Annotated in this window: 25 protein-coding genes and 3 pseudogenes; 17 read left to right on the top strand and 11 right to left on the bottom strand. The window is 60.8% G+C overall.

Translation table 11 applies throughout. The features are described from left to right. Positions 1–66: 66 nt before the first annotated feature. The 7 genes from fadB (at position 67) to AB5Y91_RS02265 (ending at position 7540) form a co-directional block, all read left to right on the top strand. Positions 67–2214 carry a fatty acid oxidation complex subunit alpha FadB gene (fadB, locus tag AB5Y91_RS02295; RefSeq protein WP_368168974.1) on the top strand — a complete coding sequence of 716 codons (2148 nt, stop codon included), beginning with the start codon at positions 67–69 and terminating at the stop codon, positions 2212–2214. After that, complete coding sequence (fadA, locus tag AB5Y91_RS02290) at positions 2215–3399, top strand: acetyl-CoA C-acyltransferase FadA (protein WP_368168973.1); 1185 nt, start codon at positions 2215–2217, stop codon at positions 3397–3399. It begins immediately after the preceding gene. 284 nt (positions 3400–3683) lie between these two features. Further along, entirely contained in the window at positions 3684–4406 is a 723-nt protein-coding gene (locus AB5Y91_RS02285) for a response regulator (RefSeq protein WP_025328790.1), read from the top strand. Positions 4407–4457: 51 nt separating this feature from the next. Continuing rightward, positions 4458–5903 carry an ATP-binding protein gene (locus AB5Y91_RS02280; protein WP_106885438.1) on the top strand — a complete coding sequence of 482 codons (1446 nt, stop codon included), beginning with the start codon at positions 4458–4460 and terminating at the stop codon, positions 5901–5903. A gap of 118 nt (positions 5904–6021) precedes the next feature. After that, a complete protein-coding gene (locus AB5Y91_RS02275) occupies positions 6022–6156 on the top strand; it encodes a hypothetical protein (RefSeq protein ID WP_267966785.1) in 135 nt (44 codons plus the stop codon). Beyond that, positions 6153–6287, top strand: coding sequence for a hypothetical protein (locus AB5Y91_RS02270; RefSeq protein WP_368168972.1), 135 nt, complete (start codon positions 6153–6155; stop codon positions 6285–6287). The genes AB5Y91_RS02275 and AB5Y91_RS02270 overlap by 4 nt, the downstream gene beginning before the upstream one ends. Continuing rightward, on the top strand, positions 6284–7540 hold the full coding sequence (locus tag AB5Y91_RS02265) for an ABC transporter substrate-binding protein (protein WP_368168971.1): 1257 nt from the start codon (positions 6284–6286) through the stop codon (positions 7538–7540). Before AB5Y91_RS02270 ends, AB5Y91_RS02265 begins: the two co-directional genes overlap by 4 nt. A gap of 45 nt (positions 7541–7585) precedes the next feature. On the opposite strand, the gene AB5Y91_RS02260 is transcribed toward AB5Y91_RS02265, so the two are convergent. After that, positions 7586–7777 (bottom strand): hypothetical protein, encoded by a 192-nt coding sequence (locus AB5Y91_RS02260; protein ID WP_025328793.1) that lies wholly within the window; start codon positions 7775–7777, stop codon positions 7586–7588. A gap of 171 nt (positions 7778–7948) precedes the next feature. Here AB5Y91_RS02260 and AB5Y91_RS02255 point away from each other — a divergent pair. The 3 genes and pseudogenes from AB5Y91_RS02255 to AB5Y91_RS02245 all read left to right on the top strand — a co-directional run. Next, positions 7949–8044, top strand: a pseudogene (locus AB5Y91_RS02255) (sulfurtransferase TusA); the annotation flags it as partial. A 14-nt stretch (positions 8045–8058) separates the two neighbouring features. Next, a complete protein-coding gene (gene tusA / locus AB5Y91_RS02250) occupies positions 8059–8304 on the top strand; it encodes a sulfurtransferase TusA (RefSeq protein ID WP_106885436.1) in 246 nt (81 codons plus the stop codon). A 21-nt stretch (positions 8305–8325) separates the two neighbouring features. Further along, positions 8326–8670: a RidA family protein gene (locus tag AB5Y91_RS02245; protein WP_368168970.1), complete on the top strand. Its 345-nt coding sequence runs from the start codon at positions 8326–8328 to the stop codon at positions 8668–8670. 77 nt (positions 8671–8747) lie between these two features. Here the strand turns inward: AB5Y91_RS02245 and AB5Y91_RS02240 are convergent, their stop codons facing one another. The 4 genes from AB5Y91_RS02240 to AB5Y91_RS02225 form a co-directional block, all read right to left on the bottom strand. Next, positions 8748–9404: an OmpA family lipoprotein gene (locus AB5Y91_RS02240; RefSeq protein ID WP_106885434.1), complete on the bottom strand. Its 657-nt coding sequence runs from the start codon at positions 9402–9404 to the stop codon at positions 8748–8750. A 165-nt stretch (positions 9405–9569) separates the two neighbouring features. Further along, positions 9570–9812 carry a hypothetical protein gene (locus tag AB5Y91_RS02235; protein ID WP_005323913.1) on the bottom strand — a complete coding sequence of 81 codons (243 nt, stop codon included), beginning with the start codon at positions 9810–9812 and terminating at the stop codon, positions 9570–9572. A gap of 120 nt (positions 9813–9932) precedes the next feature. Then, positions 9933–10175: a hypothetical protein gene (locus AB5Y91_RS02230; RefSeq protein WP_106885433.1), complete on the bottom strand. Its 243-nt coding sequence runs from the start codon at positions 10173–10175 to the stop codon at positions 9933–9935. Between the two features lie 175 nt (positions 10176–10350). Further along, complete coding sequence (locus AB5Y91_RS02225) at positions 10351–10605, bottom strand: hypothetical protein (protein WP_106885432.1); 255 nt, start codon at positions 10603–10605, stop codon at positions 10351–10353. 293 nt (positions 10606–10898) lie between these two features. Between AB5Y91_RS02225 and AB5Y91_RS02220 the strand changes: the two genes are divergently transcribed. Further along, positions 10899–11459 (top strand): cysteine hydrolase family protein, encoded by a 561-nt coding sequence (locus AB5Y91_RS02220; protein ID WP_368168969.1) that lies wholly within the window; start codon positions 10899–10901, stop codon positions 11457–11459. A 61-nt stretch (positions 11460–11520) separates the two neighbouring features. Here AB5Y91_RS02220 and AB5Y91_RS02215 read toward each other — a convergent pair whose 3' ends face one another. After that, the gene (locus AB5Y91_RS02215; protein ID WP_368168968.1) at positions 11521–12102 is read right to left on the bottom strand and encodes a DNA-3-methyladenine glycosylase I; all 582 of its coding nucleotides are present in this window, start codon (positions 12100–12102) and stop codon (positions 11521–11523) included. A gap of 221 nt (positions 12103–12323) precedes the next feature. Here AB5Y91_RS02215 and glyQ point away from each other — a divergent pair, with 221 nt between their 5' ends. The 6 genes and pseudogenes from glyQ to AB5Y91_RS02185 all read left to right on the top strand — a co-directional run bounded on the left by glyQ (position 12324) and on the right by AB5Y91_RS02185 (position 18811). Next, positions 12324–13247: a glycine--tRNA ligase subunit alpha gene (gene glyQ, locus AB5Y91_RS02210; protein ID WP_025328800.1), complete on the top strand. Its 924-nt coding sequence runs from the start codon at positions 12324–12326 to the stop codon at positions 13245–13247. Positions 13248–13256: 9 nt separating this feature from the next. Beyond that, on the top strand, positions 13257–15326 hold the full coding sequence (glyS, locus tag AB5Y91_RS02205) for a glycine--tRNA ligase subunit beta (protein ID WP_368168967.1): 2070 nt from the start codon (positions 13257–13259) through the stop codon (positions 15324–15326). Between the two features lie 144 nt (positions 15327–15470). Beyond that, a pseudogene (locus tag AB5Y91_RS02200) lies at positions 15471–16772 on the top strand (DUF3644 domain-containing protein). A 125-nt stretch (positions 16773–16897) separates the two neighbouring features. Next, positions 16898–17032: pseudogene (locus tag AB5Y91_RS02195) on the top strand (alpha-amylase family glycosyl hydrolase); the annotation flags it as partial. Between the two features lie 109 nt (positions 17033–17141). Next, on the top strand, positions 17142–18092 hold the full coding sequence (locus AB5Y91_RS02190; protein WP_368168966.1) for a transposase: 951 nt from the start codon (positions 17142–17144) through the stop codon (positions 18090–18092). Between the two features lie 491 nt (positions 18093–18583). Further along, positions 18584–18811, top strand: a complete 228-nt coding sequence (locus AB5Y91_RS02185; RefSeq protein WP_159392280.1) for a lipoprotein — start codon at positions 18584–18586, stop codon at positions 18809–18811. Positions 18812–18972: 161 nt separating this feature from the next. On the opposite strand, the gene AB5Y91_RS02180 is transcribed toward AB5Y91_RS02185, so the two are convergent. The 5 genes from AB5Y91_RS02180 to tnaA all read right to left on the bottom strand — a co-directional run bounded on the left by AB5Y91_RS02180 (position 18973) and on the right by tnaA (position 24416). After that, a complete protein-coding gene (locus tag AB5Y91_RS02180; RefSeq protein WP_368168965.1) occupies positions 18973–19653 on the bottom strand; it encodes an ArsR/SmtB family transcription factor in 681 nt (226 codons plus the stop codon). Positions 19654–19677: 24 nt separating this feature from the next. Continuing rightward, a complete protein-coding gene (locus AB5Y91_RS02175) occupies positions 19678–20058 on the bottom strand; it encodes an amino acid-binding protein (RefSeq protein WP_368168964.1) in 381 nt (126 codons plus the stop codon). Between the two features lie 149 nt (positions 20059–20207). Beyond that, entirely contained in the window at positions 20208–21425 is a 1218-nt protein-coding gene (locus AB5Y91_RS02170) for an aromatic amino acid transporter (protein ID WP_368168963.1), read from the bottom strand. Between the two features lie 238 nt (positions 21426–21663). After that, entirely contained in the window at positions 21664–22878 is a 1215-nt protein-coding gene (locus tag AB5Y91_RS02165) for an aromatic amino acid transporter (protein WP_368168962.1), read from the bottom strand. A 71-nt stretch (positions 22879–22949) separates the two neighbouring features. Next, the gene (gene tnaA / locus AB5Y91_RS02160; RefSeq protein WP_368168961.1) at positions 22950–24416 is read right to left on the bottom strand and encodes a tryptophanase; all 1467 of its coding nucleotides are present in this window, start codon (positions 24414–24416) and stop codon (positions 22950–22952) included. Positions 24417–24496 lie beyond the last annotated feature (80 nt).

Genomic DNA, 24496 nt, shown 5'->3' with positions numbered 1-24496 from the left:
GCCTCGCCCCCTGCTGGGGAGAAAGGAGCAAAGCCCCCCACCGCGTGGGAACAAGGAGACACTCTCATGATCTACCAAGGCGAAACCCTGTCGGTCAGCTACCTCGAACACGGCATTGCCGAGCTGAGGTTTGATGCCCCGGGTTCAGTCAACAAGCTGGATCGCGCTACCCTGCTCTCGCTGAGCGAAGCGATCGCCGCATTAAAACAAGAACGTGAATTAAAAGGTCTGATCCTCACCTCCGGCAAAGACGCCTTTATCGTCGGCGCCGACATCACCGAATTCCTGGAACTGTTCGATCTGCCACAAGAAGATCTGCTCGGCTGGCTGAAAAAGGCCAACGACATCTTCAGCGCCATCGAAGATCTGCCGGTGCCGACCCTGTCCGCCATCAAGGGCCACGCCCTGGGCGGCGGCTGCGAGACCATACTCTCCACCGATTTCCGTCTGGCTGACACCACCGCCAAGATCGGCCTGCCCGAGACCAAACTCGGCATCATGCCAGGCTTTGGCGGCACAGTCCGTCTGCCGCGCCTGATCGGCGCCGACAACGCCCTGGAGTGGATCACCACTGGCAAGGATTACCGCGCCGATGACGCCCTCAAGGTAGGCGCCATCGACGCCGTGGTCGCCCCCGCTGCGCTGCAGAGCGCCGCCGTGCAGATGATGAGAGACGCCATCGCGGGCAAGCTGGACTGGCAGAGCCGTCGCGCCGCCAAGAAGGCGCCGCTGCGCCTCTCCAAGCTGGAAGCCATGATGAGCTTCACCACAGCTGCCGGCATGGTTGCCGCCGTGGCGGGCAAGCACTATCCGGCGCCCATGACAGCAGTCAAAACCGTCGAGGCCGCCGCCGGCATGAGCCGCGACGAGGCGCTCAACGTCGAGGCGCAAGGTTTCATCAAGCTGGCCAAGACCGACGTGGCCAAGGCCCTGGTCGGCATCTTCCTGAACGATCAGCACATCAAGGCGCTGGCCAAGAAGGCGGCCAAGCAAGCAGCAAAGGCCACCAGCCACGCAGCCGTGCTCGGTGCAGGCATCATGGGGGGCGGCATCGCCTACCAGTCCGCCAGCAAGGGCATTCCGGCGGTGATGAAGGACATCAACGAGAAGGCGCTGGCGCTGGGCATGGGCGAAGCCACCAAGCTGCTCAACGGCCAGCTCGAGAAGGGCCGCATCGACGGCATCAAGATGGGCCAGGTGCTCTCCGCCATCACCCCGACCCTCAGCTATGACAGCGTCAAGCACGTGGATCTGGTGGTCGAAGCCGTGGTCGAGAATCCCAAGGTGAAGGCCGCCGTGCTGGGCGAAGTGGAAAGCGTTATCGGCGACGACGCCGTGCTCGCCAGCAACACCTCCACCATTCCCATCTCCCTGCTGGCCAAGGGGCTGAAGCGCCCGCAGAACTTCTGCGGCATGCACTTCTTCAACCCTGTGCACCGCATGCCCCTGGTGGAGATCATCCGCGGCGAGCAGACCAGCGATGACACCATCAACCGCGTGGTGGCCTACGCCGCCGCCATGGGCAAGTCCCCGGTGGTGGTCAACGACTGCCCTGGCTTCTTCGTCAACCGCGTGCTCTTCCCCTACTTCTTCGGCTTCAACAAGCTGGTCGCCGATGGCGCCGACTTCGCCGCCGTCGACAAGGTGATGGAGAAGGAGTTCGGCTGGCCCATGGGCCCCGCCTATCTGCTGGATGTGGTCGGCATCGACACCGGTCACCATGCCGGTGACGTCATGGCACAAGGCTTCCCGGCTCGCATGAGCAAGGAAGGTCGTACCGCCATCGATGTGATGTATGACGCCAGCCGCTTCGGTCAGAAGAATGGCAAGGGTTTCTATGCCTACGAGCAGGACAAGAAGGGCAAGCCGAAGAAGGTGGCCGATGTGGCCGCTTACGAGCTGCTGGCTCCCATTGCCAAGGCGAAGCAGGAGTTCGACAAGGACGCCATCATAGCCCGCATGATGATCCCCATGATCAACGAGGTGGTGCTCTGTCTGGAAGAGGGCATAGTCGCCACGCCGGCCGAGGCCGACATAGCACTGGTCTACGGTCTGGGCTTCCCTCCCTTCCGCGGCGGCGTGTTCCGCTATCTGGACACCATTGGCCTGGATCGCTACGTGGCCATGGCCGACCAGTATGCCGACCTGGGCCCGCTCTACCGCGTCAGCGATAAGCTGCGTGAGATGGCCGCCCAGGGCAAAACCTTCTACTGATTGCGGAAAGGAGATCCATTCATGAAAGACGTAGTCATTGTCGACTGTATCCGGACCCCCATGGGCCGGTCCAAGGGCGGCGCCTTCCGCAACGTGCGTGCAGAAGATCTGTCCGCGCACCTGATGAGCTCCATCCTGCTGCGCAACCCCAACCTCGACCCGAACGAGATCGAGGACATCTACTGGGGCTGCGTGCAGCAGACCCTGGAGCAGGGCTTCAACATCGCCCGCAACGCCGCCCTGCTGGCGGGTATTCCGAAGCAGGTGGGGGCGGTCACCGTCAACCGTCTGTGCGGATCCTCCATGCAGGCGCTGCATGACGCTTCCCGCGCCATTCAGGTGGGTGATGGGGACATCTTCATCATCGGCGGCGTCGAGCACATGGGCCATGTGCCCATGAGCCACGGCGTCGACTTCCACCCCGGCATGGCCAAGTCGGTGGCGAAAGCCTCCGGCATGATGGGACTGACCGCCGAGATGCTCGGCAAACTGCACGGCATCAGCCGTCAGCAGCAGGACGAGTTTGCCGCCCGCTCCCACCGCCGCGCCTATGCCGCGACCCTGGAAGGACGCTTCGCCAGGGAGATAGTCGGGCTGGAAGGCCACGACGCCAGCGGCGCCCGCTTCTTCTACGACTATGACGAAGTGATCCGCCCGGAGACCACGGTCGATACCCTGAGCCAGCTGCGCCCTGTGTTCGACCCGGTCAACGGCACTGTCACCGCCGGCACCTCCTCGGCCCTGTCCGACGGCGCCGCCGCCATGCTGGTGATGAGCGCGGATCGCGCCAAGGCGCTGGGCCTCACCCCCCGCGCCAGGGTGCGCGCCATGGCCATCGCCGGCTGTGACGCCGCCATCATGGGTTACGGCCCAGTGCCGGCCACCCAGAAGGCGCTCAAGCGTGCCGGTCTGACCGTGGGTGACATCGACCTGTTCGAGCTGAACGAGGCCTTCGCGGCCCAGTCCCTGCCCTGCGTCAAGGATCTGGGGCTGCAGGATCTGGTGGACGAGAAGGTGAACCTGAACGGCGGTGCCATCGCCCTGGGCCACCCCCTCGGCTGCTCCGGTGCCCGCATCTCCACCACCCTGATCAACCTGATGGAAGAAAAGGATGCCACGCTAGGGGTCGCCACTATGTGTATCGGCCTGGGTCAGGGCATAGCCACTGTGTTCGAGCGGGTGTGATCTAAGCGGCTCACGCCATACCTGAGCCCGCATTGTCTTTTTGGGGTCGGCCCGTCCGGCCCGTTGTCGAGTCTGTGGAGCGCGCCACACGGGGTGCGCACCTGCCGTCGGAATCTGCGTGTTGGCCGGCCCGTTTGGGTCGGCCTTTTTTATTCCGATATCCCGATCAGGGCCGATTCGGGGGCTATATTGCCCATAACTTCACATTAGAGGGGGGCCTTGCTTGCTTTTTGCTCCCCCGACAGGTTCAATCTGCACAAAAAAATGGGTGGATGCACATACATATGTCAACGAGCAAACAACTGCTTATCGTCGACGACGATCAGGAGATCCGCGAGCTGCTCAACGAATACCTGACCCGGGCGGGTTTTCAGGTACTGACGGCGGCCGAGGGCAACGAGATGCGCCAGCAACTCGCCCTGCACAGCCCGGACCTCATCATTCTCGATATCATGATGCCAGGCGACGACGGCTTTACCCTGTGCCAGCAGATCCGTCGAGACTCCCAGGTACCCATCATCATGCTCACCGCTGCCTCCGATGAGGCGGATCGGGTGATCGGCCTCGAACTCGGCGCCGACGACTACATCGCCAAGCCGTTCAGCCCGCGCGAGCTGCAAGCCCGCATCAAGGCGCTGCTGCGCCGTGCAGAATTCCGCCAGCCGGAGAAAGAAAAAGAGCCGAGCCGCCGCCTGCGCTTCGCCGACTGGACCCTGGACACCCTGAGTCACCAGCTGACCCACGACGACGGCAGCCTGCTGGATCTCTCCGGCAGCGACGCCCTGCTGCTCGGCATGTTCCTGCAACAGCCCGGCGTGGTGCTGGACAGGGACACCATCTCCGATGCCACTCGGGGCCGCGAGAGCCTGCCCATGGAGCGCGGCATCGACGTGCAGATCAGCCGTCTGCGCCAGAAGCTGGGTGACAACGGCAAGAGCCCGCGCATCATCAAGACCATACGCGGCAGCGGCTACATGCTGATCGCGGAAGTACACGAGATCCCGTGAAGGGTAAAAAGGTAGCAACAGCATGCTGACTGACAAGAGGCACGAGATCCCATGAGAGGTCGGCGATTCTGGCAGGCACTGGTCCCCCGCTCCCTGCTGTCACGGATGCTGCTGCTGTTGCTGCTCGCCATCCTGCTCTCCCAGACCATACTCACCGGCATCTGGATGCAGCAGATCCAGAAGCGGGAGCTGGAGGGCATGCTCAGCACCACCCGCAACCTGGCGCTCTCCGCCGCCTCCACCGTCAACTTCTTCAAGTCCCTGCCGCTGCAATACCGCCACATCGCCCTGGATCAGCTGCGCAACATGGGGGGCAGCCGTTTCTTCGTCTCCCTGAATGAAGAGGAGATCCACATCAGCGCCATCCCGGACAGCGAGCGCAAGACGCTGGTGCTCAAAGAGGTGGAGGAGGTGCTGACCCGCAAGCTCTCCGACGCCATGGCGATCAAGGTGGACTTCTCCCGTCCCGAGGAGCTGCACGTCTTCAACAACGACACCCTGCTGGCAGATCTGCCCTCCTCCTGGGCCCGCTATACCCTGTCGCTGGAGCCCATCAATCCGCCGGTGCTGGTGACCCAGATCGAGATAGAGCCGGGTGAGTGGCTCTATCTGGCGGCCCTGCTGCCCGCCCCCTACATGACGCTGGATGACACCGTCATGCCGAGCAACCAGGTGCGCTTCATCGCCCTGATGACTGTCTTCCTCTGCTTCTTCACCTTCATGCTGGTGCGCTGGCAGACCCGGCCCCTGCGCCGGCTGGCCAAGGCGGCGGTCAACCTCGGCAAGGACATAGATCAGCCCTCCCTCAAGGAGGAGGGTGCCTCCGAGATAGTGGCGGCGACCCGCGCCTTCAACATCATGCAGCAGCGCATCCGCCGCTTCATAGACGACAGAGAGCGGCTGTTCAGCTCCATCTCCCACGATCTCAAGACCCCCATCACCCGGCTGCGGCTGCGGGTCGAACTGCTCGACGACGAGGCCCAGATAGCCAAGTTCAACAAGGATCTGGACGAGCTGGAGCTGATGGTGAAGGGGGCGCTGCAGACGGTGAAAGAGACCGACATTCACGAGAACCTCGAGCTCATCGACATCAATGCCCTGCTGGAACAGATGGCGGAGGCCATGAACCTGCACGAGGATCTGCTTACCATAGAGGGGCACTGCAAGTGGCCCTATCGCGGCAAACTGCTGGCCCTCAAGCGCTGCATCGGCAACCTGGTGGACAACGGCATCAAGTACGGCCACCGGGTGCGCGTCATCCTGATGGATGACGAGGAGATGCTGATCCTCTTCATCATGGACGAGGGCCCCGGTCTGCCGGAGGATCAGTTCGAGCGCATCTTCGAGCCCTACTACCGCCTCAGCACGGATTCCGCCGGAACCGGACTGGGTCTTGGCATAGCCCGCAACATAGCCCACGCCCACGGCGGCGATCTGGTGCTGGAAAATCGCCCCCAGGGCGGCCTGCAGGCCACCCTATCCCTACCAAGGCAGTAAAGCTTATGAAGTGGTTGTCGTTTTCTGTCATCGCCCTGTTGTCTCTGCCCGTCGGGGTGCTGCACTGGTGGCGTGCGGTCGGCACCGACCACTCTCCTTCAATCAAGGCAGTCACAGTATGAAGTTGTTCCCGTTTGCCATTGTCGCCCTGCTCTCCCTGCCCGTCGCCGCCTCTCAGCGCGTCGGGGTGCTGCACTGGTGGCGTGCGGTCGGCACCGGCCACTCTCCTTCAATCAAGGCAGTCACAGTATGAAGTTGTTCCCGTTTGCCATTGTCGCCCTGCTCTCCCTGCCCGTCGCCGCCTCCCAGCGCGTCGGGGTGCTGCACGGATGGCGTGCGGTCGGCACCGGCCACTCTCCTTCAATCAAGGCAGTCACAGTATGAAGTTGTTCCCGTTTGCCATTGTCGCCCTGCTCTCACTGCCCGTCGCCGCCTCCCAGGTGGAGGTGTTGCACTGGTGGACATCCGGTGGCGAGGCCAAGGCGGTGGAAGTGCTCAAGTCGGAATGGGCCGAGCAGGGCAACCAGTGGAACGACTTCGCGGTGCAGGGCGGCGGCGGCAAGAGCGCCATGACGGTGCTAAAAAGCCGGGCGCTGGCGGCCAATCCGCCGGAGGCGGCGCACCTCAAAGGCTATGAGCTGCACGAGTGGGCCAGCCTGGGTTTCCTGCGCGACCTCAGCCCCATGGCCGAACACCTCGGCTGGTACCCGCAGCTCTCCCCCATGGTCCGTGACACCCTCAGCCAGAACGGCGCCCTGATGGCGGTGCCCACCGGCATCCACAGGGTCAACTGGCTGTGGCTCAACCGCAAGCTGTTCGAGCGGCTGGGGCTGACGCCCCCCACCGACTGGGAGCACTTCATGACGGTGGCGGAGCAGCTCAAGGCGCAGGGCGTCACGCCGCTGGCCATCGGCAACGAGCCCTGGCAGCTGGCGGTGCTGTTCGAGACGGTAGCACTCGGTGAAGGGGGCAAGGCCTTCTATCGCAAGGCCTTCCTGGAGCAGGACAGCGCCACCCTGACCGGCCCCGACATGGTGCGGGTACTGACCCGCTTCCAGCAGCTGCGCGCCTATGTGCCGGAAAAATACGCCGGCCTGAAGTGGCACCAGGCCACCAACCTGCTGGAGAGCGGCGGCGCCGCCATGCAGATCATGGGGGACTGGGTGAAGGGGGAGCTGAGCGCCGGCAACTACAGACCCGGAGAGGACATCGACTGCCTGCCAAGCCCGGGAAGCCAAGGTCTTTTCAGCTACAACCTGGACTCCATCGCCATGTTCAAGCAACGGGATCCCGCCCAGCTGCAAGCCCAGGGCGAGCTGGCCCGCCTGCTGATGACGCCACGGTTCCAGGAGGAGTTCAACCGGGTGAAGGGCTCCATCCCAGCCCTCACCCAGCCTGACATGAGCAAGTTCGATCGCTGCGCCATCCGCTCCTACCATGACTTCCAGTTGGCAGAACGGGATGGCAACCTGCTGCCCAGCATGGCGGAGGGCATGGCCGTGCCGACCAACATGCGCCAGGGGATCATGGATGTGCTGAGCAACTTCTTCAACGACCCCAAGGCCAACCCGGAGCAGACGGCGCAGCAGCTGGAGCGGGCCATGCGCTCAACCCGCTCAGGCGCGGAGCAGAAATGACAAAGGCGGAATCGCTCCGCCTTTGTGGGTGAATCGTCATCCGATTCAGGATTGATCGTTCTCGTCCTCATCCTCGTCGTAGTAGTCGCTGAGCTCGATCCAGAGCCCCAGCCCTATCATCACCATGGACCCGAACCAGGTGCCGGTGTTTCCGATCGGGCTGCCCAGAACTATCATGGCGAACGACAGGAACCCCATGCCTGCGTAGGCTTGCAATCTGCCGTAGGAGACCTGCATATTCACACCTCCTTGTTGAATATGGTTCAATTTTTATATTACTCATCGGGCAAGGTCTGGATAGAGCAGGATCACACTTTGGTTACATATGCTGCTCGAAGACCCTGATGTTTGATTATTTTTTCGCCTTGAGTATCATTGGCAGCTGAATTGGTTGAAGGTTGATTATTGATGAGTGCTTTATTCTGCGACGCAACTCATGAGTTGGACGCAATCGGGCTTCGTTGCCCCGAGCCCGTGACGATAGCGCGCAAGAAGGTGCGGCTGAAGGTTGATTATTAATGAGTAATTTATTCTGCAATGCGACTCACGCGTTGGACGCAATCGGGCTTCGTTGCCCCGAGCCCGTGATGATGGTGCGCAAGAAAGTGCGGCTGATGGCCGAAGGCGAGACCCTGCTGGTCAGTGCCGACGACCCTTCCACCACCCGCGACATCCCGAGTTTCTGCCGCTTCATGGATCACACCCTGATCGCCAGCGAGACAGAGCAGGCCCCCTATCGCTATCTGATCCGCAAGGGTCAATGAGCCCCTGTACCGGAGCAATCCATGACGATTACCCGAATCGGCACCACGGCCCGCTGGTCTGATGTTGTCATCCACAACGGCACCCTCTATGTGGTGGAAGTCCCCGCCACCGACGAGGCCGACATTCACCAGCAGACCCGCGAAGTGCTGAGCAGCCTGCAACGCCTGCTGGAAGCCAACGGTTCCGGGGTCGACAAGATCCTGATGGCCAACATCTATCTCAAGGACATTGGCGACATAGCCGCCTTCAACGCCCAGTGGGATGCCTGGATACCGGCCGGCACAGCGCCCGTTCGCGCCTGCGTGCAGGCCCGCCTGGCCCACAAAGGCTACAAGGTGGAAGTGCAGCTGACCGCAGCAGTCTGAGCCGCCCGCCCAGCCTGGGATAGCAAAAGGCCCCGCCATCACTGGCGGGGCCTTTTCGTTACCGGTAACCGGGCGACTTAGGCAGTCGGGGTCAGGGTAATGGTCACACGACGGTTCTGGGCCTTGCCGGCGGCGGTGCTGTTGGTGGCAACCGGCTGATCCGGGCCCACGCCGCTGGTGGCGATGCGGCTGCCGGTCACGCCCTGACCGATCAGCTGGGCGGCGACGGCGTCGGCACGCTGGGCGGAGAGCTTCATGTTCAGCTCGCGGGAGCCGGTGCTGTCGGTGTGACCGACCACGTTCAGGCGGGTCTTGTCGAACTCGGCAACCACCATGGCCACGCCGGACAGGGTATTGGCACCGGCGGCTTTGAGCTGGGCGCTGGAGCTGTCGAAGGTGACATTGTTCGGCATGTTGAGGATCAGCTGATCGCCGTTGCGAGTCACGCTGACGCCGGTGCCCTGCAGCTTCTCGCGCAGCTTGGCTTCCTGCACATCCATGTAGTAACCGATGCCACCACCCAGGGCGGCGCCAGCGGCCACACCGGTCAGTATGCCCTTCTTGCGATCACCCTTGCTGGAGGAGAGCGCGCCCACGGCAGCGCCGGTGGCGGCACCGGCCAGTGCGCCCCAGGCGCCCTTGGAGGTCTGGGATTCACCGGTATAGGGATTGGTGGTGCAGCCTGTCATGGCGATGGTCAGGGCAAGTGCAGGAACCAGTTTCTTGAAATGCATGAAAAAACCTCTGAAAAAGAACGACTCTAGCCGATGGCCGCGCATTCTAACCCAGAGAGGCGCCAGAGTGTGACGCGCGCATTACGGATATGAACAGGGGGGCCAAAGCCCCCCTGTGTCATGCCGTGCACGGCATGAGTGCTGCCTGCCCGGGCAGGCCGGACATCAATATTTGATGTCGCGCGCCTCGTCACGCCCTTCCTGCTTGTTGTCGCGGTGCTCCTGACGGCAATCGGCATTGCCCACCAGGCCTTCGCGGCACTCCTGCTTGGCGTCGCGGGATTCCTGACGGGTATCCTGACGCACATCGCGGGCTTCGCGACGCTCCTGGGCCTGTTTGGTTGCCTGTGCAGGCAGGGCAGCCAACAAGGCTGTGGCTGCAAGCAGCGCGAATACTGTCTTCTTCATGGTGGCTCCTTGGCTAAACGAAATACACCGGCTTGGGATGTCTGAATTATACACTGGGGTCAAGATAACCGCGGGACGGACGCCAGCATGGCGACCCGACAGGGAGGCGGCTTGTCAGGATCAATATTTGACGTCGCGGGCCTCGTCTCGGCCCTCCTGCTTGCTGTCGCGATGATCCTGACGGCAATCGGCATTGCCGACCACGCCTTCACGGCACTCCTGCTTGGCATCGCGGGATTCATCCCGGGTGTCCTGACGCACGTCACGGGCATCACGGCGCTCTGCGGCCTGTTCGGTTGCCTGTGCCGGCAACGAGGAGAGCAGGGCGCTGGCAGCCAGCAAGATAAAGGCACATTTCTTCATGATTAACTCCACGGGGTCGACGAGATGGCGGGGCATCCGGCAACTGATTTATATGAATTCACGGGTGGCGGTGTCTGGCGAGTTACCCGCCAGCAGGCTCGCAGGCCCTTGGGGGTGGCGAGCCGGATCGGCTGAGGGCCCGATATGCCGCTTGCCGGCTAATCGGGCGCGCTCATCAGCGTTTGACGTCGTTGGCTTTCTCTCTGACGTCCTGTTTGACTTCACGCTTGTCCTGACGGCACTCGTAGTTGTCCTTCTGGTCGGCTTCGCGGCAATCCTGCTTGGCATCGCGGACCTCGGGACGCACCTCCTGACGCACATCGCGGGAGTCCTGGCGATCGGCCGCATGGGCAGGCAGGACGGCCAGCAGAGAGCAAGCCGCCAGGATCAGACTGCCGGCCGTGCGAATGCGAGATGAATTCAGTGACATGGATTAACCCTCAATGTTGATGGACCGATTTTGAGCAGGAGTGACTGTATGCCAGCTGTACCGAACAGCGGAAATGGGCCCCTTCCCCGCTGACACCTGGCCTGGCAGCAGCGGCCGACGAGGTGATCGCTCATCACTCCCGACGCCGGCATAAGGGCAAGGAGGATAGGGCGGCGTCATCGCGGCGGCAGGGCGGGCAAGGTGGGGCAGCGCCTGCCTCCCCCCAGATGCGGGGTTGCCGCTCGACGGCCGGTGACCCCAGAGTGGGGGACATTCCTCTCGGAGCCATGCCCATGTCATCCCTGCCCCACCCCGCCCTGCTCGTCATCGACCTCCAGGTCGGCCTTCTTCACGGCCCGGAGGCACCCCATGCCGGTGCCGAGACCCTGGCCAACATCAATCGCCTGAGTCAGGCGGCCCGCGCCGCCGGTGTCCCCGTGCTGGCGGTGCGCCACACGGGCCCGGCCGGTAGCCCCATAGCCGCCGGCAGTCCGTTCTGGCAACTGGCACCTGAACTGGTCGTCGACGAGGCCGACCGGGTGTTCGACAAGCACAGACCCAGCGCCTTTCATGGCACCGGCCTCGATGGCTGGCTGAAGGAGGGCGGGGTGCAGACCCTGATAGTCACCGGCATGAAGACCCAGTACTGCATAGACAGCACCTGCCGGGCGGCGGCGGATCTCGGCTACGCCGTGGTGCTGGTGAGCGATGCCCACACCTGCATGGATACCCCGCAGCTTGCTGCAACCCAGATCATCGCCCACCACAACGCCACCCTGGCCGGCCCCTTCGTGCGGCTGATGAGCAGCGACGAGCTGTGCGAGGCGCTGAGCCACACCCTTCAACCCGATTGATGACGGCGCCACAACGAAGAAGGGAGGCAGCATGCCTCCCTTCTTCCTCTGCTCCGGCCGCTTATTCCGGCGTCCCTGACTGCTGGCACTCGGCGTGACAGGGGCAGGTCACCAGATGATCGTTCACCATGCCCACCGCCTGCATGAAGGCGTAGCAGATGGTGCTGCCGACGAAGGTGAAGCCCAGCTTCTTGAGGGCCTTGGCCATGGCATCCGACTCCGGTGAGGTGGCCGGGATATCGCCGTTGCCCTGCCGCTGATTGACGATGGGAGCGCCGCCGACGAAGCCCCACAGATAGTCCGCGAAGTCGATCCCCTGCGCCTCCAGCGCCAGATAGGCGCGAGCGTTTTTGATGATCGACTGCACCTTGAGGCGGTTGCGGATGATGCCTTTGTCCTGCATCAGCCGCTCCACATCCTGCTCGTCGAACCGGACGATGAGGGTGGGATCGAAGTCGGCATAGGCGCGGTAATAGCTGTCGGTGCGCTTGAGAATGGTGATCCAGGAGAGCCCCGCCTGCTGGCCATCGAGGCAGATCTTGGCAAACAGCTCGCGGGAGTCATAGACCGGCCGCCCCCACTGTCTGTCATGGTATTCGATATATTCCGGGTCCCTGGTCACCCAGGCGCAGCGCAGTTCCATTCCTCGTCTCCTGTTATTTTTCTCTGTCCGACTCTCTGTCCGACAAGGGGATTTCGTCGGCAACATGACGGGGCTTTCATCCCGGGCCAACCAGGCCCGGCGCAGCCCCGCCCCATGAATCCCCTACAATTTCGCCTATTATCCGACCATGCCAGACGGTATACTCCTTCGGTTCACATTCAGCAAATCTTGCTCTGATTTCACTTCGCGCGAAAAACACTATGCAAAAATTCGATGTCAAAACCTTTCAGGGCCTGATCCTGCAGCTGCAGGACTATTGGTCCCGCCAGGGCTGTACCATCATTCAGCCGCTGGATATGGAAGTGGGTGCCGGTACCTCCCACCCCATGACCTGCCTGCGCGCCCTGGGCCCGGAGCCCATCGCCTGCGCTTACGTGCAACCGTCCCGCCGTCCCACCGATGGCCGCTACGGTGAGAACCCGAACCGCCTGCAGCACTATTACCAGTTCCAGGTGATCATCAAGCCGTCCCCCGACAACATCCAGGAACTCTACCTCGGCTCCCTGAAGGAGCTGGGCATGGATCCCGAGATCCACGACATCCGCTTCGTGGAAGACAACTGGGAAAACCCGACTCTGGGTGCCTGGGGTCTGGGTTGGGAAGTCTGGCTCAACGGCATGGAAGTGACTCAGTTCACCTACTTCCAGCAGGTTGGCGGCCTCGAGTGCAAGCCGGTCACCGGCGAGATCACCTATGGTCTCGAGCGTCTGGCCATGTATATCCAGGGCGTGGACAGCGTCTATGACCTGGTCTGGTCCGATGGCCCCCTGGGCAAGACCACCTACGGCGACGTGTTCCACCAGAACGAGGTGGAGCAGTCCACCTACAACTTCGAACACGCCGACGTGGACTTCCTGTTCCACTGCTTCGAGCAGTACGAGAAGGAAGCCCAGCACCTGCTGGCACTGGAAAAACCGCTGCCGCTGCCCGCCTACGAGCGCATCCTCAAGGCCGCGCACTCCTTCAACCTGCTGGATGCCCGCAAGGCCATCTCGGTCACCGAGCGTCAGCGCTACATACTGCGCATTCGCACCCTGACCAAGGCCGTGGCCGAGGCTTACTACGCCTCCCGCGAGGCGCTGGGCTTCCCCATGTGTCAGCGCACTGAGAACAAGCAAGGTTAAGGAACGGACATGGCACAACATACATTTCTGGTAGAGATCGGTACCGCCGAGCTGCCACCCAAGGCGCTGCGCACCCTGGCCGAAGCCTTTGCCGACAACTTCAAAGCCGAGCTGACCAAGGCCGATCTGGCCTTCGGCGACGTCGAGTGGTTCGCCTCACCGCGTCGTCTGGCGCTGAAAGTGAGTGAGCTGGCTGGCGAGCAGCCGAGCAAGAGCGTCGAGAAGCGCGGCCCGGCCGTCTCCCAGGCGTTCGATGCCGATGGCAAGCCGACCAAGGCCGCCGAAGGCTGGGCCCGTGGCAACGGCATCACCGTTGAACAGGCCGAGCGTCTGGTCACCGACAAGGGCGAGTGGCTGGTACACACCGCCAAGGTTGAAGGCCGTCCGGCGCGCGAGCTGCTGGGTGAGCTTGTAGCTTCATCTCTGGCCAAGCTGCCCATCCCCAAGATGATGCGCTGGGGCGACAAGACCATCCAGTTCGTGCGTCCGGTGTTCACCGTGACCCTGCTGCTGGATGGGGATCTGGTGCCCGCTCACATTCTGGGTATCGACTCCGCCCGCACCATCCGCGGTCACCGCTTTATGGGCGAGAGCGAGTTCACCATCGACAATGCCGACCAGTACCCGCAGATCCTGCTGGAGCGCGGTATGGTGGTGGCCGACTTTATGGCCCGCAAGGCCAAGATCAAGGCTGACGTCGAAGCGGCCGCTGCCGCCTTCGGTGGCGTCGCCGATCTGGACGACGCCCTGCTGGAAGAGGTCACCGCACTGGTCGAATGGCCTGTGGTGCTGACCGCCAACTTCGAAGAGAAGTTCCTGGCCGTTCCCGCCGAGGCGCTGGTTCACACCATGAAGGGTGACCAGAAGTACTTCCCGGTCTACGACAAGAGCGGCAAGCTGCTGCCGAAGTTCATCTTCGTCACCAACATCGAGTCCAAAGACCCGAGCCAGATCATCAGCGGCAACGAGAAGGTGGTTCGCCCCCGTCTGTCTGACGCAGAGTTCTTCTTCAAGACCGACCTCAAGCAGAGCCTGGCCTCCCGCCTGCCGCGCCTCGAAACCGTGCTGTTCCAGCAGCAGCTCGGCACAGTCCGGGCCAAGGTCGAGCGCATCGAGACCGTCGCCGGCTTCATCGCCGAGCGCATCGGTGCCAACGTGGCTCAGGCCAAGCGTGCCGGCCTGCTCTCCAAGTGTGATCTCATGACCAACATGGTCGGCGAGTTCGCCAGCACCCAGGGCGTCATGGGGATGCACTACGCCCGTCACGACGGCGAAGACGAAGTGGTGGCCGTGGCCCTGAACGAGCAGTACATGCCGCGCTTCGCCGGTGATGCCCTGCCGTCCGCTCTGGAAGCCTGCGCCGTGGCGCTGGCCGACAAGCTCGACACCCTGGCCGGTATCTTCGGCATCGGCATGCTGCCCAAAGGTGACAAGGATCCGTTCGCCCTGCGTCGCGCCGCCATCGGTGCCCTGCGCATCATGACCGAGAAGCAGCTGGACCTGGATCTGGTTGAACTGGTGGAAGAAGCAGTACGCGTCTACGGCGACAAGCTGACCAACAAGACCGTCGTCACCGACGTGGTCGACTTTATGCTGGGCCGCTTCCGCGCCGCCTATCAGGACGAAGGCATTGGTGCCGACGTGGTGCTGGCCGTGCTGGCCCGCCGCCCGACCCGTCCGCTCGACTTCGATCGTCGCGTCAAGGCCGTCAGCCACTTCCGCAGCCTGGATGCCGCACTGGCACTGGCTGCCGCCAACAAGCGCGTGAGCAACATTCTGGCCAAGGTCGAAGGCGAACTGCCGACTGCCGTCAAACCGGAACTGCTGCAAGACGCTGCCGAGAAGGCGCTGGCCACTCAGGTTGCTGCCCTGCAAGCCGAACTGGCGCCGCTGTTCGCTGCCGGTGACTACCAGGCCGCCCTCACCCGTCTGGCCGCCCTGCGCGAGCCGGTCGACACCTTCTTCAACGAGGTGATGGTGATGGCAGACGACGAGGCCCTCAAGGCCAACCGTCTGGCGCTGCTGAACAACCTGCGCAACCTGTTCCTGCAAGTCGCGGATATCTCGCTGCTGCAGTAATTGAGGTTTGTTGGCTAAATCAAAAAACGGCGCCGAAAGGCGCCGTTTTTATTTTGAGGTATGTCATACATATGGGATTATTTTATTGACCTAGTACATGTCTAGTGTTCCTTTGATACAAACACTGAAAAAGTGAGTACTGATATGTCAAAGATAAAAGCCCAAGAAAAATTCTATGAGTTTTTGAAAGAAAAGCAGAAGACAAACTCCTATTTTTCGAAAGAAGATGTAATCGCTGCCACAGGGTGGAAACCATCAACATTCAAATCATATTTAGGAAAAGGGTGGATAAGTAGCTTCATAGTTCAGGTAGAGACAGATATATTTGAGGCACAAAACACTCTAAATATAAACTTCACTGAATTCAGAAAAAAGCAATCTCAAAGCAAAAACTATAGAGAGTTAGGACATAACTGTAAAAACAGTCTCGCAAGAGCGCTATTAAAGAAATCCAGAGATAACATGATGCTAGCTCTTGAATTATATAACAGACCATCACTTGAAAATAAATTGGATGGTTTTGTGATGCTTTTTTCAACTGCGTGGGAACAACTTCTTAAATCTATGGTAATAGAAAAATTTGGTGAAAAAACCATCTATGCAACTGTAAGCAAAAAAGGTATAAAATAAACTATTTCTCTGCGCCAATCATTAGACAAGATATTCCCAAGCTCAGAGAGCAGAATAAGAAAGAACATTGAAAGAATCTCTGATTGGCGTGACAACGCCGTTCACCTTCTAATGCCTGAGATACAAGGTTTGGCATCAAGGATTTTTCAGGCTGGTGTTATTAACTATTCATCGCAATTCGAATCATTTTCTGAAGTCCCATTTCTCTCTTATCAACATGCAGGCATGTTATCTCTTGTTGGCGATTTTAACATCCCACCAATATCTATTCTTAGAGAGCAATATGGCGATTCCTGTGACGAAATTCTATCTCTAGTAAAAACATTACAGGATGAAATAGAAGAAAATGATGATATTGACTTTGCGATACCAATAAATGTATCCCTTGTCTATGCAAAGAAAGATAGTTCAGGACTTAAAATTCTAGCAAATGCGAATGGCAGCAAAGAGGATTTAGAAAGCCTACGAAATGCACTGATTGTAGAAAAAGCTGTAGACCCAGAAAAAACGCACCCATACCCACAGGGAACTGCAGTAAAAGAAATCAACAGAATACTGCAAGACAATTACTCAGAAGAGAAACTTATCTCTTGCTTACCTGCTCGAGATAAAAATGGTAGACCTGCCCTCAATAGCCATTGTTTCTTATCTCTGGTAGAGAAGGCCGGATGGAAAAAGAACAACAATGAGTTTCATCATTATCAGGCTATATCTAACAGACATTTATATTCTGATGCTTGCATACAGGAAGCAGTAAATAAAATAACTGGAAACGACTCTTTCCTGAAGAATGCAAAAAGAGATAAAAATAAATGACTTAGTTGTAAATTAACTATGGAAGGGCTGGGACGGAAGGGCTGGGACACCCACCTAATCCCAGCTTTGACAACTCACGCCTCCTCCACCTTTCTTAAACCGTGAGACCCGAGGAGAGAGCCGCCATGACCATCGCCCGTTCACGCCAGATCAGCCTCGCCGATACGCCTTACTACCACGTGGTCAGCCGCTGCGTCCGGCGCGCCTTTCTCTGCGGCCAGGATGCTCACTCAGGCCAAAGCTACGAGCACAGACGCCAATGAAGGGCTGGGACACAATGAAGGGCTGGGACACCCACCTAGCCCCAGCTTTGACAACTCACGCCCCCTCCACTTTCCTTAAACCGTGAGACCCGAGGAGATAGCCGCCATGACCATCGCCCGTTCACGCCAAATCAGCCTCGCCGATACGCCTTACTATCACGTGGTCAGCCGCTGCGTCCGGCGCGCCTTTCTTTGCGGCCAGGATGATCACTCAGGCCAAAGCTACGAGCACAGGCGCCAATGGGTTGCCGACAAGCTGGGCCAGCTGTCACAGGTCTTTGCCATCGGCATCTGCGCCTATGCCGTGATGAGCAATCACTATCATCTGGTACTCAAGGTGCAGGCCAACATTGCCCATGAGTGGAGTGAACGGGAGGTGGCTGAACGCTGGTCCCGCCTGTTTCAGTGGCCCTTGTTGGTACGGCGCTGGTATCAGGGAGAGGAACTGATAGCACCCGAGCTGGACCTTGTGCACCAGCTGATCGCCCAGTGGCGGGAGCGCCTCCATTCCATCAGCTGGCTGGTACGCTTGCTGAACGAGTCGCTGGCCCGCCAGGCCAATCAGGAAGATGGCTGCAAGGGGCGCTTCTGGGAGGGGCGCTTCAAAAGCCAGGCCCTGCTCACCGAATCGGCGCTGCTGGCCTGCATGACCTATGTCGACCTCAATCCCATTCGGGCTGGCATCGCGACCACTCCGGAGGAGAGCGACTTCACCAGCATCCAGCAACGCATCGAGCAAACAGCTGATCTAGCCACACCGGCTCCCTTGTTGTTGCCTTTTGCGAGAGAAGGTAAGCCAGAGGCGCTCCCCTGCTATTTTGCCGATTATCTGGCGCTGGTGGATTGGACAGGGCGAGCTATTCGCCTGGATAAACATGGCCATATCCCGCACCATCTCGCACCTGTGTTCCAGCGCCTGGGCATAGCAGAGGGGCAATGGTTTGGGCAAGTCACCCTGTTTCAGCGCCACGGTATCAGAGCCATTGGTGACAAGCTTTGCTGTCAGCGCTACGCCGCCCATTGTGGCCAGACGCGATGTTATCAGCCCAGTCCTTGATACCTGAAAGCCTCGCGAGTTCACCACCAATAGATCGATGACAGCAGCCCTCGTTGACGCTGCACGGGCACTGATTGCCCACAGGCAGCCACTGACGCTCGCTCAAGCTCACAGCTCGCACTACCACCGCAGTTTCATGCCTTCCATCCCCGGAATCAGCCTGCACACGAATGGGGCTTTCAGGTTATCCGCCATTTCCCATCAGGTGGGTGTCCCAATGAGAGACCTCCTAATGAGAGACCAACTCAGGGAGGGGAGGATGCCGATCTGCCGGTGTCTTTCGATGGGTTATGTCTTGGAAGAGATGAATTGGACGGCAAGGCAATCATGCTTTCTGCGCCTTCATTCAGCCCCGGTTAATATCTGAAAGTCAGGGGTCTATATAATGGCTAAATATCTGTCATTGGATTGACCGGAATAGCTGTCGGGTCAAGTGATAGAAAAACATATTGGCAGCATTTTCAATATGCATCACTGCAAAGGGCACTTTCATGAAACGTCACCTTATCCTTCTTGGCGCCATTCTGGTACTGAGTGCTTGCTCCTCCACTCCCAGCAGCGAATATACGAAAGCGGGTGCCTCAGAAGCCCAGAGAACAGATGCCTTATCCGAGTGCCAATATCAGGTCAAACTCAACAAGATCGAGGATGAAGAGCAGGCAGAGCTGATCAACCTGTGCATGCAAGGCAAAGGCTTCCGTCTGACCCCGGTTGAATAACCCCCTATGACCGCCTGAAACAATATCTGCCCAATGTAAAAAGCCCCATATGATGACCATGTTTGGGGCTTTCAATCCTTAGGCCGCAATGGAAAGGCCGCAATCAATCAACCTGTGGCCAAGCTCCCGACTCACAGCCCCCCCGGCAAGGCTGTGACTCCTCAAAGCACGATGCCGAGCTGCCGTTTCAACTGCCGCTGCCCCTTGGGGGTCAGGGTCAGTTCACGGCTCTCCAGCCCGCGTACCAACCACCCCTTGTCCAGCATATGGCTGAGCAGGCGGGCACCTAGCTGGCCGCCAAGATGCATGCGTCGCTCGCTCCAGTCGAGACAGTGGCAGGCGAAGGGGCGCTTGCCAGTCGCCACGCAGTCGATGCCAAGCTGACCGAGATGCTGCTCCCCCTGCGGGGTCAGCCCATGGCCCTCAGCCTCCAGCCAGCCCTGGCTCATCAGGCCGTCATGGAGCCTCACCCCCAGCTCGCCCGCCAGATGGTCATAACAGCTACGAGCAAAGCGCAGCCGCTCCGGGGTCTTGCTCCTGAGCGCCCCCGTGCCCATGTCCACCAGCCCCATCAGTTGCTCCACCACCAGCGCCACCTCATGGCTCGCGATGCGGTAGTAGCGATGCTTGCCCTGCCGGACACAGGCCGTCAGCCCCTGTTGCTGGAGCCGGGCCAGGTGGCTGCTGGCGGTTGACGCCGACACCTCGGCCATCAGGCTCAGCTCGGTTGCCGTCCAGGCACGCCCATCCATCAGGGCGCACAACATGCGGGCGCGGCTGCCATCGGCGATGGCGGCCGCCACCTGCGCCAGACCTTGTTCCAGGCTATCCTGCTTGCTCATCTCGCTACTCTCTGCTTGCCCCTGTCATTGCCACTCTGCCGTGACCCTGCGGGCCTTGTCGATGTCGTCGGTCACCAGGATCAGCTGGTTGGCATGGTCGCTGTACAGGGTGATGATGTTGACCGAGGCCTCCCCCAGAGCGCTGCAGATGGCCCCCAGCTGCCCCGGCAGCTCCTGCTTGAGGCGGCGCACCAGCACCTCGCGCACGGCCACCACTTCCAGCCCCCCTTGCTCGGCGGCCCGGGCCGCAGCGGCGCCATCCCCCACCAGAAAGTGGGCATGGCCTGCGCCCCCCAGGGTGAACATGCCGCCCCCTTCCAGGCTGACACCGGCCCGCCCCATCAAGATCCCGAACTGCCCCAGTGTGCCCGGGTTATCGGGCAGCATCACGTGAATATCGTACATCCCTGCTTCTCCTTGGTGACTCGAGTCCGCAGAGTAATGCCATGGCCGGGGCAACGCTTCGATGGCGGACGAAGTGTCCACCCCTTCTACCCGTGACGACCCAAGCAAAACGGCGCCCGAAGGCGCCGCTTTTTCTGCATCAGAGCCGATCAGCCGGTATAGACAGGCAGCAGCCCCGCCATGTTGAGCAGATGGAAGGCGGCGGTCAGCACCCCGAACAGGATCACCAGCCCTATCATCAGGATACCGCCGGGAGCGCGGAAGCCCGCGCTGCCAGCAGGCGCGGCCTTGCGCACCTTCCAGGCCAGCAGCGGCGGTATGATGCAGGTCCACAGGGTGGCCACGGCGCCCGCATAGCCGATGGCCACCAGGAAGCCGAACGGGAAGAGCAAGGAGAGCACCAGAGGCGGCAGGAAGGTGACGCCCCAGGACTTGGCGCGGCCGCCCCGGCTGTTGTCGAACTTGAACAGATCCGCCAGATAGTCGAACACCCCCAGGCCCACCCCGATAAAGGAGGAGAGAATGGCCGCCATGGAGAAGGCGTTGAGGGCATTGGCCACCGCCTTGGATTCGATCACCGAGCCCAGGGCCTTGAGCAGGGCATCCACGTTGCCCCCTTGCTCGATCACCGGGCCAAACTCGCTGCGGGGCAGGTTGCCGAACACGCTCACCAGCCAGATGAGGTAGAAGGTGAGGGCGATGACGGTCCCTCCCAGGATGGCGCGGCTGGCGCGGCGCTCCTCGCCGTAGTAGGCCCGCATGGACGACACCGAGTGGTGATAGCCGAAGGAGGTGAGCGCCACCGGCAGCATCACCAGGGCATAGGGGGCGTAGTGGGTCTCACTGCCGACCCGATCGAGCAAGAGATCGAGGCGGATGTTCATCGACAGGCCAGAGATGCCGAAGGCAAAGCTCAGCCCCATCAGGATCACCAGCAGCACAGAGATGCGGTCCACCGCCTGGGTGGAGTGCCACACCAGCACGGAGAAGACCAGGGTGAACAGCACGGAAGCCCAGTGGCTGCCCATTCCCGTCATGCCATCTATGATGAGACCGGCCGAGGTGATATAGGCGTAGAGCAGTATGCCGCCGACGAAATAGACGCTGAGGTTGTTGAGGGCATTGACCTTGTTCCCCAGCAGATCCCGGGTCACGGTATCGAAGGAGACGCGCAGCGGATAGCCCTTGTAGGATTCGAGCAGCATCCAGCCAGAGACCGTCATCACCACCATGGTCAGCGCCACCGCGAGCATGGACCAGAGGCTCCAGGCACCCGCGCCCGCACTCGGCAGTCCCAACATACCGGCTCCCACACAGACGCCGGCAATGATGCATGCCCCGCCCACCAACGATGGTTTCTGTTCCATTACTCCCCCAAACGGATTGTTGACTGGTCACGGCGCGCCGCCGTGCTTCTCCTGCGTTCGCCAATGCTGGCGCCGGGGGACTTTACCCTTCATGCCTTCGGGTATCAAATCCGGGGGCGAATTGATGGGAAATGGGGGCGATATACGGCCATTGCTCCCCTGTTCGGGGTGGTTCAGGCGCCAGACACCACAGGGGGCGCCCGCAGGCGCCCCCTGTCGGCTTGCCGGAGGGTTGAGGTCAACCGGTATAGATGGGCAGCATGCCCGCCATGGCCATCAGGTGGAAGATGGCCGTCAGCACCCCGAACAGGATGACGGCCACCACCATGGGCTGGCCACCGGGGGCCTTGAAGCCGCCCCCTTGTGGCGCCAGCTCCCGGGATTTTTTCGCCAGCAGGGCGGGGATGATGCAGGCCCAGACGGTCGCCGCCGCCCCGGCATAGCCGATGGCCACCACGAAGCCGAAGGGGAACAGCAAGGAGAACACCAGAGGCGGCAGGAAGGTGACGCCCCAGGACTTGGCACGGCCCTGGCGGCTGTTGTCGAACTTGAACAGATCCGCCAGATAGTCGAACACCCCCAGGCCCACCCCGATGAAGGAGGAGAGGATGGCCGCCATGGAGAAGAGGTTGATGGCGTTGGATACCCGCCTGGATTCGATCACCGAGGCCAGCGCCCCGAGCAGCACATCGACGTCGCCCCCCTTGGCGATGATGGGGCCGAAGGCATTGCGAGGCAGGTTGCCGAAGATGCTCAGCAGCCACAGCAGGTAGAGCGCCAGCGCGATCAGGGTGCCCCCCAGGATCGCCTGCTTGGCCTTCTGCTCCTCGCCGTAATAGGCCCGCATCGACGCCACCGAGTGGTGGTAGCCGAAGGAGGTGAGCGCCACCGGCAGCATGGCCAGGGCATAGGGCGCCTGACCCAGCTCCTCGGTGAGGGAGTGGAACAGCATGGTCGCGTCTATGTTGGCGGCAAGGCCCGACACCCCGAACACGAAGCTCAGCACCATAAAGGCGATCAAGACGACCGAAACCCGATCCACCGCCCGGGTCGAATGCCAGACGAAGCAGGAGAACACCAGCACGAACAGCACCGAGGCCAGCTGACTATTGATGCCGAGCAGGCCGCTCAGGATCAGACCCGAGGAGGTGATATAGGCATACAGCAGAATGCCGCCGACGAAATAGACGGTCAGGTTGTTGAAGATATTTATCTTGTGACCGAGCAGATCCTTGGTCACCGAATTGAAGGAGGCGGTCAATTCATAGGGTTTGAAGGCTTCCAGCAACATCCAGCCGGAGACCGTCATGATGATCATGGTGAGAATAATGGCCAACGAGGACCAGCTGGTCCAGGCGCCCGCCCCCGCACTCGGCAACCCCAGCATGCCGGCGCCGACACAGACGCTGGCAATAATGCAGGCCCCTCCCGTCACGGATGGTTTCGATGTCATGTGTTGTCACTCCCGAAATTTCACAGAGCTGTGAAAAAAAAAGAGGCACCTGATTAAGTGCCCCTGACTCGTTATGCTTCTATTAATTTTTCACTCTTCTTGCTGACCGCCTGACCCTGAGGCTCGACCTCCTTCAATCTGGCGGTGAAGTGGCGCAGCACGGCTGGCTCATAGATAAAGTCGAGCCCCTTCACGTTCCTGGCGTTCTTCTTCACCTCGCCGAAGGCCTCGATGACAAAGTCCATGTGGGTCTGGGTATAGGTGGCGCGCGGTATGGTGAGGCGCAGCAGCTCGGCCGGGCAGGGATGCTGCTTGCCGGTGGCGGGATCCCGCCCCAGCAGCAGGGAGCCTATCTCCACCGCCCGGATGCCCGCCACCTTGTACAACTCGCACGCCAGCGCATGGGCCGGGAACTGATCCGCCGGGATATGGGGCAGCAGCTTGCCGGCGTCCACGAAGGCCGCGTGGCCTCCCGCCTGCTGGCACACCACGCCGATCGCCTCGAGGCCATTCACCAGGTACTGCACCTGACCGATGCGGTAGGCCAGCCAGTCCTGGCGCATGCCATCGCGCAGGCCGACCGCGAGTCGCTCCATGGCGCCCCCTTCCAGACCGCCGTAGGTCGGGAAGCCCTCCTGCACCACGCAGAGGGTGCGGCACTCGGTGTAGACGTCCAGCATGCCGTCGTCCTTGAAGCAGAGCAGGCCGCCCATCTGCACCATGGCATCCTTCTTCGCGGACATGGCGAGACCGTCGGCGTACTTGTAGGACTCCATGGTGATGGCCTCTATGCTCCAATCGGCGTAGCCGGGCTCGCGCTGCTGGATGAAGTAGGCGTTCTCCGCGAAGCGGGCCGAGTCCATGATGACCGGAATCTCATATTGTTGGGCGATGGCATAGACCGCCTTCAGGTTGGCGATGGAGACCGGCTGGCCACCGGCGGAGTTGCAGGTGATGGTGCTGACGATATAGGGCACGTTGGCCGGGCCCGCCTCCAGGATGGCCTCCTCCAGCTTGACCAGATCGAAGTTGCCCTTGAAGTCGGCGGTGACCGAGGTATCAAACGCCTCCTTGGTGTAGACGTTCTTGGCCACGCAGCAGTTGATCTGGGTATGCCCCTGGGTGGTGTCGAAGAAGTAGTTGGAGAGCGCCACCATCTTCTTGCGATCCAGCCCCTTCTCCTGCTCCCGCTTCTTGATCAGCACCGGGATGTAGATCTGCTCGGCGCCGCGCCCCTGGTGGGTGGGGATGGTGAGGGAGTAGCCGAAGATCTCCTGCACCGCCTTCTGCAGGGCGTAGTAGCTGCGGCTGCCGCTGTAGGCCTCGTCGCCGCGCAGCATGGCGGCCTGCATGTCCTGGGTGATGGCGCCGGTGCCGCTGTCGGTCAGCAGATCGATGAAGACATCCTCGCTGTCCAGCAGGAAGGGGTTCATGCCTGCCCTGACGATCGCCTCGTCCCGGTAGGCACGGGTGGTACGCTTGACCGGCTCGATGACACGAATGCGGAACGGTTCGGGAAGATGCTTGAAGTTTTCCATAATATAAACACCCATATTTAAATATTCAGGATGAGTCTCATCAGCCGCCCAAAATAGAACATTGGCAGCGCGCAAATAAT

Origin of the sequence: Aeromonas sp. R4-3, assembly GCF_040908275.1 — a bacterium.
GTDB classification, from domain to species: Bacteria; Pseudomonadota; Gammaproteobacteria; order Enterobacterales; family Aeromonadaceae; genus Aeromonas; species Aeromonas rivipollensis.
Note: the sequence above shows the minus strand (reverse complement) of the source record. Positions and strands in the feature narration are given on the sequence as shown.